The following is an 11,708-nucleotide window of genomic DNA, read 5'->3' on the forward strand; positions in this document are numbered from 1 at the left end:
TAAATTCACATTCAAAGATGTATATGCACTAGACGAAGAAGGTATAAGGTCATATTCTAATGCATCAATAGGAATTAGAATAAACAAATCAAAATTAGCAACACAAGATGTGGCAGGGTTTAAAGCTTGGCTACAAGCTAATCCTGTAACAGTAGTCTATCAATTAGCAACAGAATTAGTATATGAATGCACACCTTTAGACTTAGCATCATTTGATGGAGAAACAAATTTCATAAATGAAAGTGGTGTTCTATCGCCTAGATCAACAATCAAGTGTACTAATTACATAGGTAATGTAGTTAACACTTTAAAAGAAAAAATAAGTATATTAGAAGATACAGTCTATCAAACGAATTTAGCAACATTTGTTTTAGGATTAAATGTTTTAAACCAACAAGTATAAAAATAATTAAATCAATGGAGGTAATTTTATGAATTTAGCACAAGCATTAGATTTTTTAGCAAGTAATTGTCCGAATGTATTTGCTCCAATTTCACAAGAGTTAGAAACTTTAAGACAGGAAAATGATGAACTTAAAGCTAATATACAAGCTACTCAAGAAGCAGTAGACTTTTTAATAATGGGAGGTATGTAGTATGGCAAATTATTTAGCATTAAGAATTATGGGTGGATATTTAGATTATGTAGCAGTAGTAACAAAATATACTGAGTTTAAAGCAGATATAGATGCTATATTAATAGCAAATAATAGACAAGATTTAATAGTAGAGTAATTTAGTATACACCTATAAGGTGTTATTTTTATGCTCTTATTTAAAAAAAATCATAAATTTATGTGTAAGTTTGCGCATAAATAATGTTTAATTTGGATATTATATAAAACAATTAACCTTCATGCATATTTTATTACCTATATGATAAAACTATGGTCAAATAAAATATGATGGAGGTTAAAGTTATGCTTAAAAAAAGTGACAGAATAATAATTGAAGGTAAATATAACTTTGATAATCTAAGAGCATATCAGCAATACCTTGAATACAATAAGCTCAAAGGTCTTTCTAAAAACACATTGAATAGTTATCAATCAGATTTATTTTCCTGGTTTAGGTACTTAGGTGATAAGACTTATGATAAAGTTACAGAGGAAGATATAGAAGAATTTATAAGTTATTGTAAAACTCATGGGAACAATGAAGATAGACTAAAAAGAAGATGTTCAAGTATAAGTAGTTTTTATAATTTTTTAAGACGAAAAAGAATGACTTCTAATCATCCTTTAGAATTCTTTGAAAGACCTGTGAAGAAATTAGGAGTTCAAGAAAAATACTTCTTAAAAGAAGAACAAGTAAATAAAATGAAAAGTAAAATTAAAACACTCAATGATCTACGAATAGAAACATATATAATTTTATCTTTATCAACTGCAGCTAGAAAAAATGCACTACTAAATATAAAATGGACAGATATAGACTTTGATGAAAGAGAAATTGATGTCATTGAGAAAGGCCCTAAAGAAGTAACATTGACCTTTTCAAATGAAGCTAAAGAAAAATTGCTAGAGTTAAGAAACTATTATAAAATCAAAAAAATTCAAAGTGAGTATGTTTTTATAATATATAGTTCAGATGGACCTAGGAAAGCTGGACCTCATGCTATTTGTGGATGGGTTAAAAAGGCTGGAGGATTAATAGATGTACCAAAATTAACACCTCACAGCCTCCGAAGAACAACTGCTAATCTACTTAAAGAAAAGGGTGTTCCTCTTGAAATTATCAGCTTGATTCTAAATCATACTGATACAAAGGTTACTCAAAAGTATATTAAGAATAACCTTAAAAACATTAAAAATATCAAGGACAATTTAAATATATAAACTTATCCTAAAGACTAAGTTGCCGCTTAGTCTTTTTATTTTGTCCAAAAATTTTAATTTGATACAATGTAGCACAATAAGGAGGATTAAGTATGGAACAAATAACACTAGAAAATCTATTTTTAGTTTTCTTTGGTGCAATAACTATAGATTTTATAACGGGGGTACTTGTATCTGCAAAAAATGGCAGATTAAAAAGTAGGACCTGTTCAAATGGAATGTTTAGAAGTATAGGGGAATGTATAGTACTTGGAATATTTATAGGTATATCAACGATTATGCCTAATTTTAATATGATATTTTCAACTTTTATATGTGGTTTTATATTTAAAGAAGGTTTAAGCATAATAGAAAATTTAATTGGATTAGATGTGTGGATACCAGATAGTCTTAAAAAGATGCTAGAGGTTGGAATAAATAAATTAGAAAATATGGAGGGCAAATAATTATGAGTAAAAAAACATTTGGTGGAGTAGGTCATGGAGGAATAGATCCAGGAGCAGTAGCAAACGGATTAAAAGAATCAGATATAAATTTAGATATAGCTTTTGCTTGGAAAGTAGAATTAGAAAGACATGGAGTTGAAGTTAAATTATCAAGATATAAAAATGAAAATGATAATTTAAATGAAGAAATAAGAGAATGTAATTCATTTAACCCAGATTTAGCAATAGATTTCCATACTAATGCTGGTGGAGGAGATGGCTTTGAGGTATATCATACCATAGGTGGAGGACTAGGAAAAACTCTAGCTCAAAATATAGAAAAAGAAGTAGTGGCATTAGGTCAAAATAGCAGAGGAGTTAAAACTAGAAAAAATAGTAGTGGTAAAGATTATTATGGATTTATTAGACTTACTAAATGCCCTGCTAATATAATAGAATGTGCTTTTATAGACAATGATAAAGATATAGCTATAGTAGATACCAAAGAAGAAAGAATAAAGTTTGGTAAAGCTGTAGCAAAAGCAACTCTTAAAACTCTAGGAATACAATACAAAGAAGAAAATAAACCTTCTACAAGTACATTCTATAGAGTAGTATGTGGATCATACACTCAACGTAGTAATGCAGATGCACAAATCAAAGCTTTAGAAAAAGCAGGATTTAAAAATTCTTTTATAGATATTTATAAGGAATAATTTAGGGAGGTAGTCTTTTTAGGCTACCTTCTTTTTTTATGCTGAAATATATGTTTCTACAAAATTAGACATTGTTGATAGTATATACTATATATTGATTGAAAAAACAGGGAGGGTAATAAATGAAAATCAATAAAAAAATAATTACTTTAGCATTATGTACTATGCTATCAATGAGCTTAATAGGTTGCTCAAATACAAAAGAAGTTACTTCTACTGAAGATACTAGTAAAAAGGAAACTGTTATAAAAAAAGATATACCAGAAGGACTTAGTGAAGAGTTAGGAAATGGAACAATAATAGTATCAACAGCAGGAGGAACTTCTGAAGATGGTAATATTCCAGTTGTATTTGCAGAGGAAGATTTAGTGCTTGAACAAATAGGTTTAGATGCAGAAGATTTTGATGGTAGTAAATTGTCATACATATATATAGATGGTATGAACAATACAAAAGAACAACTTGGAGAAATGACACAAACAACTTTAACATTAGATGGAGATGCATTAAATAAAGGTACTCATAAAGTTGAAGTGGTTCAATATGATAATGATGAAGCAACAGGTAAAGCTATAACTTACAAGACTGCTAGTTATGAAATTAAAACTAAATAAATATAAAGTATACCCTATTTTAAAATAGGGTTATTTTTTTATATATTTTATAAAATTAGTTTCATTGAAATTCTGTTGATAAATATGTTTTTGTTGTTGATAACTCGATATTTTCTGTTAATATCCTGTTGATGCAGTATTGTGTCAGTTCAGAAGTCTTTGAAAACTAGTATTTTCAATACAGGCATAAAACTAATACTTTTATGTCTATAAATTTTTAAATATTTCTTTATCAGGACACAATAAAAAAGGACCAAGTAAACTTGATCCTTTTGATTATCTATAATTTTCTATATGAATGTGCCGCTACAGATCCTAAAACTTGACGATCACATCTAAACTCAACTAAAGATTCATATATTTCATGTTTTAAATTTTCTTTATCTATACTTTTATTAACCCATGTCATATTTTCAAGTTCTACTATGTTTAATAATTCTGCTCTAGTTAGTTTATCTAATATTTTATAAGCTTTTTCTTTATAATCACACTTAACATTATAATCAGTATAATTTATAGCTAACAATTGATTTATTATATTTTTCATTTTATTCTTCCTCCTCTAATTCTTTTAAAAAAACATCTTCACTTTCAAAGTTCAAGCAAAGCTTTTGACAATCTATAAAGTTACATTTTTTATTAGTCATATCACATACAAAACATTCTTTTTCAAAGTCTAATGAAACATTTATACAATCCATTTTCAAAGTCCCCCTTAAATTTTTATCTACTATATAGTATGCTAAAACACATGTAAGTGTGTATAAAAACACATTTTTAATTTTGTGCTATTTATTAAAATTAACTAATTTCATACCAAAACGTTGAAACTATCGAATTTTAATTTTTGAAATTCGATAGTTCTCATTTTACACTTCGAGTTTTAAAAATTAAAATTCATGTTTTAAAAATTAAAATTCATGTTTTAAAAATTAAACAGCAATACCAAAGATTATAATCAAAGATTATAATCATAATGTTTTTTATCTTTTTATTTATTTATTTATTGACTTAGTGAACCACATAGGTTATTATATTTAATATAAATGAACCACACAAGAAAGGAGATTCATTATGGGAGTTGGAAAAGATAAAACAAGAATAAGTATTACTTTTGAAAATGTAATATATGATAAGTTAAAAGAAATGTCTGAGAAAGAAAATATAAGTATAGCTAAATGTGTAAATATTTTACTTCATGAGCAAATGAAAACAAAAGAAAATAAGGAGGTGAAATAGATGTTAAAGAAATTAAAAAGAATAGTTATAAAAGAGGAGCTAGTAGAACTAACAGGTGATTTTAAACCAGCTATAATATTAAATCAGTTTATCTACTGGCTTGATAAGATGCATGATTTCGATAGATATGTTAGAGAAGAAAAGAATAGAGCAGAAAGACATCAAGTTGAAGTTAAGATAGATGAAACTTCTGGATGGATATATAAAACAGCAGAAGAATTAAACGAGGAACTTATGATAAATATGTCTAATGCGACTATAAGAAAGTACATAAAACAATTAGTAGAAAATGGATGGCTTCAAGAAAGAAGAAATCCAAAATATAAATGGGACAAGACTTTACAATATAGAGTTAATTTATTAAAGATACAAAGAGATCTTCATAAATTAGGATATTCATTAGAAGGATATAATACATTATTTACATTAGATGAAGTAGCTATTACTTCTACAAATGAAGAACCAGTGACTGAACGTGTTGAACATATAGAAAATCATGATACAAATGAAGTTGTATATATATCTGAAAAGGTAACTATGGTAAAAAGATTTAAAAGAGTTATAAAGTCAGATGAAGAATTGAGTAATGAAAATATAAATACAATAAATTCAATGGATAGAGATATATTAGTAGAAGCACTAGATAAATGTCTAATACATAAGATAAGAACATTTGAAGGTTTATATAATGAATACTTAAATTTATTGGAAAATGAAAAAGAATCTTCATTCACCACAAATGAAGATTCTGATATTAAAAAAATACATTTTAATTTAATTGATACAAAAAGTTTAACAGAAAAAGAAAATAATTTCAAGAGTAAAAAAAAGTCAATTATTGACAATAATAGAGAAATAGACTTATTAAAAAGAAAAACTGAATAAAAAAATAGACCTAAATAATAGGTCTATTTATAATACAATAATAAAACTGCTAATACAGATGCTACTGTTATAAATCCAAAAATAAAATTTTCAAATGGAGTTAGTTTTTTAGTTTGATATTCAGATGAATCTTTATATAAAGGTCTAAGTACTTTTTTAGTTTTCCAGTCAGTTCTTTTATTTGGATCATCTTGTTTTGCTCCAGAGTATTTTTCTGCTTTATTTAATCTTGGATTCCATAAACTTATATAATATCGTTCATGTTCCATAGCATCATAATCATTATCAAATTTAAGATATTCTATTTTATGGACCTTAGATATATCTTTTCTTTTAAAATTAGTGCATCTAGGATTGCAACTAAAGTGTTCTGCTAGTCTTTTATCTAGACTTCTTCTAGTCTCTCCAACATAAATAACCTTACCATATACATCTATCCATCTATAAACATAATGGTTATATAAATTCATAAAAATCCTCCTGGAATAAATTACTAAAAAATATTTTTAAATTTCATGTATATTAATTTTAAAAAGTGGGCAATCATTTTTAGACAGTCGGTCGATTCTCCCTCCTATCTAAAACCCACAATCAGAATCACTTCAAACATAGGAAAATACATATTTAAGATATCTTATTCAAAAAAATAAATTTATGATATCCTATTCAAATTTGATTGAGATACCTAGATGATACGAATAAGATATCATTTATAAAAAATAATTAGGATATCTTATTCAAAACCGAGTAACATATCCTAATCGAATTGCATATATATTATTATAGCCACGAAGAAATAAACTTATTCAAAGGGGTTGAACTTATGCAGATAGATAAAAGGATTCAAGAGAGAGATTTAAAAGCATTAGATTTTATAAATAATTGTAAGATATGCACTAGAGCACAAATACAAGAAGTTATATATCCAGGTATAGATGAAAGTGTATGTATAAGAAGATTAAGGTTATTGGATGAACTAAAGTTAGTTAGTAGAGCTAGGTTTAATATCAATGAAAAGTCTAATCAGTATGTTTATTATCCTTATAAGTCTAAAAAGCCTAGTAAAAGATTATTAGCACATGATCTTACTGTTACAGAATTTATAGCAGCACTTTATAAAGCAAATATAGAAGTAGTTAAAGTTGAAAGAGTATCACCTATAGGGAATGTTATACCAGATGCTTATATAGTTATTAAAACATCCACAGGAGCTATAAAAAGACTTCTAATAGAAGTTCAGTTAAGTGGTAAGTTAGAAGATTGTGTTGTTAAATATAAAGGCTTTAAAGAGCAAGTAATAAAGCATAAACCTAAATGGCAAAGTATACCTACGCTAATAGTTGTTAGTGATTTAGAAGGTGAAAGGTTAAAAGTAAGACATATGAATGTTAAATACACAAATACAAGCATGGAAAATATAAGAAATTTAATATTTGGGGAGTGATTATATGTTTGGATTTAAAAATTGTGTTTATTGTGGGAAGAAGTATTTAAAAGATGATAGTAATGGTTGGGGATGTTGTAGCGAATGTTATTATAATAAAGAAGTTATGGTATGTAGACATTGTGGCAGAGAAATAACTAAGTTTGATTTTGATGAATTTGGAGGTCTATGTGGTAAGTGTTATGAGGAAACAGATATAACTATGTGCATAAAATGTGGTAAAGAGTATATAAGAACATTAGAAAATAAAAACCCATTGATTTGTTTATCATGTCAAGATCAAGAAGAAGTTATTAAATGTAAAGATTGTGATAAAGAAATAAGCAAAAGAGAATATATTGCTAATTATGGATATTGTAATAAATGTATAGAAGCAGAAGTGTTTGATTGCGAAGAATGTGGGAAAGAGATAAGTGGTTTAAATTATATAGAAAAGAAATGTTTATGTGATAAATGCTATGAGGAATGTTAAATATAAAGGGGGAATTTAAAAATGAGTAGTGGCAATATATTTGCTCCAGTAGTAGACAGTATGTTTGAATGTGTAGTAGGAGCATGGAAGTTATTTAAAGATATTAAGTTTGATAAATCTATGAATATAGATTTTAATAAACTATTTAAAAATATGAAATTTAAGAATATTGATGAAGTATATCCAAAGCTAGAATATAAAAGAGATACAGAATATTTTAGGGAATTTGAATTTAGTGTACCATTTGGAATGAGCATAGAAGATTTTAAAAAGAAGTCAGATGTATTTGCTCAAGCATTAAATGTTAATGTTAGAGACTTGAGATTTGAAAAAAATGAATACAATGTTGTGCTTAAATCAAGAAAAAATAAAAAAATGAATTATGATTATGATATAGATCTTATGAAAAGAACTGATTTCAAAATACCTCTAGGATATGATTATGATGATAACTTAATATTATTAGATTTATTTACCTCAAATAACTTTGGTTGCTATATAGCAGGTAGTGCTGGTGGTGGTAAATCAATAACACTAAGATTAATATTAACTCATTTAGTTAATTGTAAAACTAAATCAGATATACAGTTTGCAATAGTTAATACTAAAAGAGTTGATTTAAAAGATTTTCAATATGCTAGAAACACTATACAGTACCAAAATGGAACTGATGGAATAGAAGATCTTATGATGGATCAATTAGAAGAAATGGAAAAAAGATACTCTATAATAGAAAAAGCAGACTGTGATGATATTTGGGAGTTTAGAAAAAAGGTTAGAAAAATGCCATTTAGATTATTAGTTATAGAAGAAATAAGTGCATATAAGAACAATAAAGAGTATCAAAGATGTTTAGAATTATTAGCTAGTCAAGGTAGAGGAGCTGGTATAATACCTATACTAGTAACACAGTTACCAAATAAAGATATAATGCCTAATACAGTTAAAGCTAATATAAATACTATACTAGGTCATAAGACAATAGATGCTATAAGATCAGAAATAATTGCAGGTCCAGAAAGTGGTTTAGAGAAGTTAAAGGGAGAAGGTAATAATAAATTATTTAATGCTAAATATCAAGGAGTTGAATATCAAGGGATTTATGTATCTAAAGAACAAATGAAAGAAGTTATAAATAATAACAGAAAAAAGGAGCAATAGAAGGTGCAACTTCTATTACTCCAGATAAGAAATTTGGACTGTTCTTATCAAGTAAATTATATTATAAACCTAGTGTAAATGCACTAGGTTTTTTTATTGTATAAATATCAAGAAATATTTAATAAATTTAATAAAAATAATAAATTTAATAAATTTATTAACAAATATTGTATATTTGCATATTATATAGTATAATTTTATTATTAAATTTAATAAAAATAATAAATTTAATAAATTTAATAAATGAGGTGAAGAAATGAAAGTAAATAGTTGGGGAAGGAAAATTAAAGATATTATATCTTTAACATTTAAAAAAGATGAAGAAGATATAAAATTATTTCTTAATGAACAAAGTGCACCTGCTGCTTATATAAAAGAATTAGTTAGACGAGAAATGCTTAATGAAGGTAATGAACCTACACAAACTAAAACTTCTACTGTAATAGAAGAAGATCCAGCAGAAAACTTTGATTTTGGAAGTTTAGAAGAAAAATAATAGGAGGAGATTAAAATGGCAATTAAAAAATTAGGGATTGATATAGGAAATTTTGCAGTTAAGACTAGTGAGGGAGTTATATTTGAAAGTAAGATTACAGATAAATTTGCACACGGAAGTACTGCAGATACAATTAAATTAGGCAATATAACATATTGCATTGGTGAAGGTGATGAAGAAATAGGGTATAAGAAGTTTGAAAAAGAAAATTTTATACCATTATTGATAGGAGCTATATGTAAGTCTACAGATGAAGAAGTAGTAGATTTAGCATTAGGATTACCTGTAAAGCAATTTGCGAACCATAAAAATGATGTAATAAATATGCTTCAAGGAAAAATATTTAAAGTAAGATATAAGAATGAAGTTAATGAAAGAGAAATATTTATAAAGTCTGTTCAAGTATTCCCAGAAGGTGTAACTGGATACTTGCATTTTTCTAAAGATGTATATGATAAAGTTGGAAGTAGAGATGTAGTAATAATTGATGTAGGTGGAAAAACTACAGATATAGCTTTAATTAAAAGTAATAAAGCAGAAAAGCCTTATTCTATAGATATTGGAACTATAGATATATATGATACTATAGCTAAGTCTATAGAGACTGATAAGAGATTTGAAAGTGAAGTTAAAGTTCCTAGAGACAAGGTTCAAGATTATATAGATAAAGGGTTTTATTTTAAAGGTGAAAAACAAGATATAAGACCTAATATAGCAGCATCAATGGATTTATTCAAGAAAATATACAATGAGTTGAAATTAAACTATCCTATAGCTACAGAAGCAGTAATAGTAATGGGGGGTGGTGCTAAACTTCTAGGTGCTGCATTTAAAAATAATGTTCCAGGAATAATAGTAATGGATAATATTGATAATTATGTATTTGCAAATGCAAATGGATATAGAAAAATGATGAAATAAAAAAATACCCATATCAACTTAGATATGGGTATTTTTTTATTTATTTTCTTCTTTACGAATAAAATATTTAGCTAAAATAACTGGATCTAAATCTAACACTTTAGATATAGCTATAATTTGTGTGATTGTTGGACTATGCACAAAATCAGTTTTCTCTAATCTTGATATGTAACTTTGACTTAGATTAGTCATATTAGATAGTTGTAATTGTGTAAGACATTTTTTCTTTCTAGTACTTTTTATCATTAATATACACCTCATATATGTCATTATACAACGAAAAATACCCAAAAATGTCGAAAATATTCGTTGTACGGATATTTTCTGACAGGAAATTTATGGTAATATTAAATAAATATTGTTAGATTGCTAAACATTATAGAACGTAAGTTTAAAAAGATGTTGCAAACGTATGTTTTTAGATATATTATAAAAGTATAATTATATGGGGAGGAAATATAGAGATGAAACAAGATATTATAGAAATGATTAATGGGATAGAAGATGAAAGAATTTTAGCAATTATACATGTATATTTAAAAAAAATAAAGAAAACGTCTTAAGACGTTTTCTTTATTTTTTTATTAAACCTTCTATTAATTTTTCAATTGCATCTAAGTATTCATCATCTAACTTAGATAATTTTTCTATTACAGTTCTCAATTTATGATTTTCATCTATTGTTATTTCTGCAAAAATTTCTGTTAATACACTATCTTGTTTATTTAGAAAAGATAAGTATGGATCTCCTTCTCCAGTTGTAAGCCATTTCTTATTAACATTAAATTCTCTACAAAAATGATTTATAAACAATTCTGTTAAAGTTACTCTATTATTTTCAACGTTTGCTATATTGTCTCTGCTAGTACCGAGTTTTTCACCTAATTGAGCTTGGGTAAGTTTCTCGTTTTTTCTAATTTCTTTTATCCTTTCATGCATTTTTTAAAAACCTCCATTTTTAGATTATCCATTTTTAGATTATCATTTATTTATTTTATTTTATTTTAACTATACTATTTATTATCGTGTGTTACAACACTAAACATTAGTAGTATATTCACAAAAACAAAAAAATATTCCTTTTAGTGTTGATTTTCACGAAAAAATGAATTACAATGTGAATATAAACACATAAAAAGTATAACAAGGAGATGATCTTATGTCAAAGAGCGAAAAAATACTAAATTTAATACCAATATTAGCAGAACTAGAAGATAAACAACTTAGCACAGTAACAAAAGCAATAGATGCTTGTCTTATAGTTCAATCTATAAACAGTGGTGACATTAATAAGATTTTATCTACTAAATAAATAAGGGGGATTAAATATGAACTGGTGGAGAGTAACATTTGTACCAACTGCGATAATTGAATTATTTTTAGTAATTTCATTTATGATAACAATTCCAACACAAAGTAACTGGACAAGTATAGTTTTAGCAAATGTAATGTTTGGAATGTGGTTTTTATTTCATTCACACAAGATACAATAGGAGG

21 protein-coding genes are annotated in these 11,708 nt (G+C 26.4%); 16 read left to right on the top strand and 5 right to left on the bottom strand.

Annotation, left to right across the window (positions count from 1 at the left end):
- The 7 genes from VLM92_RS07775 to VLM92_RS07805 form a co-directional block, all read left to right on the top strand.
- Positions 1-403, top strand: a 403-nt coding sequence (locus VLM92_RS07775) for a hypothetical protein (protein ID WP_331681721.1), incomplete at its 5' end; no start/stop codon positions are given.
- 28 nt (positions 404-431) lie between these two features.
- On the top strand, positions 432-596 hold the full coding sequence (locus VLM92_RS07780; protein WP_325275769.1) for a hypothetical protein: 165 nt from the start codon (positions 432-434) through the stop codon (positions 594-596).
- Between the two features lies 1 nt (position 597).
- Complete coding sequence (locus tag VLM92_RS07785) at positions 598-735, top strand: hypothetical protein (RefSeq protein ID WP_325275770.1); 138 nt, start codon at positions 598-600, stop codon at positions 733-735.
- 185 nt (positions 736-920) lie between these two features.
- Entirely contained in the window at positions 921-1,838 is a 918-nt protein-coding gene (locus VLM92_RS07790) for a tyrosine-type recombinase/integrase (RefSeq protein ID WP_325275771.1), read from the top strand.
- Positions 1,839-1,930: 92 nt separating this feature from the next.
- Entirely contained in the window at positions 1,931-2,284 is a 354-nt protein-coding gene (locus tag VLM92_RS07795) for a phage holin family protein (protein ID WP_325275772.1), read from the top strand.
- A 2-nt stretch (positions 2,285-2,286) separates the two neighbouring features.
- Positions 2,287-2,979: an N-acetylmuramoyl-L-alanine amidase gene (locus VLM92_RS07800; protein WP_325275773.1), complete on the top strand. Its 693-nt coding sequence runs from the start codon at positions 2,287-2,289 to the stop codon at positions 2,977-2,979.
- A 122-nt stretch (positions 2,980-3,101) separates the two neighbouring features.
- Positions 3,102-3,593: a hypothetical protein gene (locus tag VLM92_RS07805; protein ID WP_325275774.1), complete on the top strand. Its 492-nt coding sequence runs from the start codon at positions 3,102-3,104 to the stop codon at positions 3,591-3,593.
- A gap of 280 nt (positions 3,594-3,873) precedes the next feature.
- On the opposite strand, the gene VLM92_RS07810 is transcribed toward VLM92_RS07805, so the two are convergent.
- Both VLM92_RS07810 and VLM92_RS07815 read right to left on the bottom strand, forming a co-directional pair.
- Positions 3,874-4,140, bottom strand: coding sequence for a hypothetical protein (locus tag VLM92_RS07810; RefSeq protein ID WP_325275775.1), 267 nt, complete (start codon positions 4,138-4,140; stop codon positions 3,874-3,876).
- Between the two features lies 1 nt (position 4,141).
- The gene (locus VLM92_RS07815) at positions 4,142-4,294 is read right to left on the bottom strand and encodes a hypothetical protein (protein WP_325275776.1); all 153 of its coding nucleotides are present in this window, start codon (positions 4,292-4,294) and stop codon (positions 4,142-4,144) included.
- Positions 4,295-4,667: 373 nt separating this feature from the next.
- Here VLM92_RS07815 and VLM92_RS07820 point away from each other — a divergent pair, with 373 nt between their 5' ends.
- Positions 4,668-4,832, top strand: a complete 165-nt coding sequence (locus tag VLM92_RS07820) for a hypothetical protein (RefSeq protein ID WP_325275777.1) — start codon at positions 4,668-4,670, stop codon at positions 4,830-4,832.
- Positions 4,833-5,717: a hypothetical protein gene (locus tag VLM92_RS07825; protein WP_325275778.1), complete on the top strand. Its 885-nt coding sequence runs from the start codon at positions 4,833-4,835 to the stop codon at positions 5,715-5,717. It begins immediately after the preceding gene.
- 23 nt (positions 5,718-5,740) lie between these two features.
- On the opposite strand, the gene VLM92_RS07830 is transcribed toward VLM92_RS07825, so the two are convergent.
- Positions 5,741-6,187 carry a GIY-YIG nuclease family protein gene (locus tag VLM92_RS07830; RefSeq protein WP_325275779.1) on the bottom strand — a complete coding sequence of 149 codons (447 nt, stop codon included), beginning with the start codon at positions 6,185-6,187 and terminating at the stop codon, positions 5,741-5,743.
- Between the two features lie 353 nt (positions 6,188-6,540).
- Between VLM92_RS07830 and VLM92_RS07835 the strand changes: the two genes are divergently transcribed.
- The 5 genes from VLM92_RS07835 (at position 6,541) to VLM92_RS07855 (ending at position 10,211) form a co-directional block, all read left to right on the top strand.
- Entirely contained in the window at positions 6,541-7,161 is a 621-nt protein-coding gene (locus VLM92_RS07835; protein WP_325275780.1) for a hypothetical protein, read from the top strand.
- A gap of 4 nt (positions 7,162-7,165) precedes the next feature.
- Complete coding sequence (locus VLM92_RS07840) at positions 7,166-7,633, top strand: hypothetical protein (RefSeq protein ID WP_325275781.1); 468 nt, start codon at positions 7,166-7,168, stop codon at positions 7,631-7,633.
- A 21-nt stretch (positions 7,634-7,654) separates the two neighbouring features.
- Positions 7,655-8,794 carry an FtsK/SpoIIIE domain-containing protein gene (locus VLM92_RS07845; protein ID WP_325275782.1) on the top strand — a complete coding sequence of 380 codons (1,140 nt, stop codon included), beginning with the start codon at positions 7,655-7,657 and terminating at the stop codon, positions 8,792-8,794.
- Between the two features lie 256 nt (positions 8,795-9,050).
- Positions 9,051-9,290, top strand: coding sequence for a hypothetical protein (locus VLM92_RS07850; protein ID WP_325275783.1), 240 nt, complete (start codon positions 9,051-9,053; stop codon positions 9,288-9,290).
- Positions 9,291-9,305: 15 nt separating this feature from the next.
- The gene (locus tag VLM92_RS07855) at positions 9,306-10,211 is read left to right on the top strand and encodes a ParM/StbA family protein (protein ID WP_325275784.1); all 906 of its coding nucleotides are present in this window, start codon (positions 9,306-9,308) and stop codon (positions 10,209-10,211) included.
- A gap of 36 nt (positions 10,212-10,247) precedes the next feature.
- Here the strand turns inward: VLM92_RS07855 and VLM92_RS07860 are convergent, their stop codons facing one another.
- Together VLM92_RS07860 and VLM92_RS07865 are read right to left on the bottom strand one after the other, a co-directional pair.
- Positions 10,248-10,457, bottom strand: a complete 210-nt coding sequence (locus tag VLM92_RS07860; RefSeq protein WP_325275785.1) for a helix-turn-helix transcriptional regulator — start codon at positions 10,455-10,457, stop codon at positions 10,248-10,250.
- Between the two features lie 327 nt (positions 10,458-10,784).
- Positions 10,785-11,150 (bottom strand): helix-turn-helix transcriptional regulator, encoded by a 366-nt coding sequence (locus VLM92_RS07865; protein ID WP_325275786.1) that lies wholly within the window; start codon positions 11,148-11,150, stop codon positions 10,785-10,787.
- A 220-nt stretch (positions 11,151-11,370) separates the two neighbouring features.
- Here VLM92_RS07865 and VLM92_RS07870 point away from each other — a divergent pair, with 220 nt between their 5' ends.
- Together VLM92_RS07870 and VLM92_RS07875 are read left to right on the top strand one after the other, a co-directional pair.
- Complete coding sequence (locus tag VLM92_RS07870; protein WP_325275787.1) at positions 11,371-11,523, top strand: hypothetical protein; 153 nt, start codon at positions 11,371-11,373, stop codon at positions 11,521-11,523.
- 16 nt (positions 11,524-11,539) lie between these two features.
- Complete coding sequence (locus VLM92_RS07875) at positions 11,540-11,704, top strand: hypothetical protein (protein WP_325275788.1); 165 nt, start codon at positions 11,540-11,542, stop codon at positions 11,702-11,704.
- Positions 11,705-11,708 lie beyond the last annotated feature (4 nt).

The organism is Romboutsia sp. (genome assembly GCF_035470145.1).
GTDB lineage: Bacteria > Bacillota > Clostridia > Peptostreptococcales > Peptostreptococcaceae > Romboutsia_D.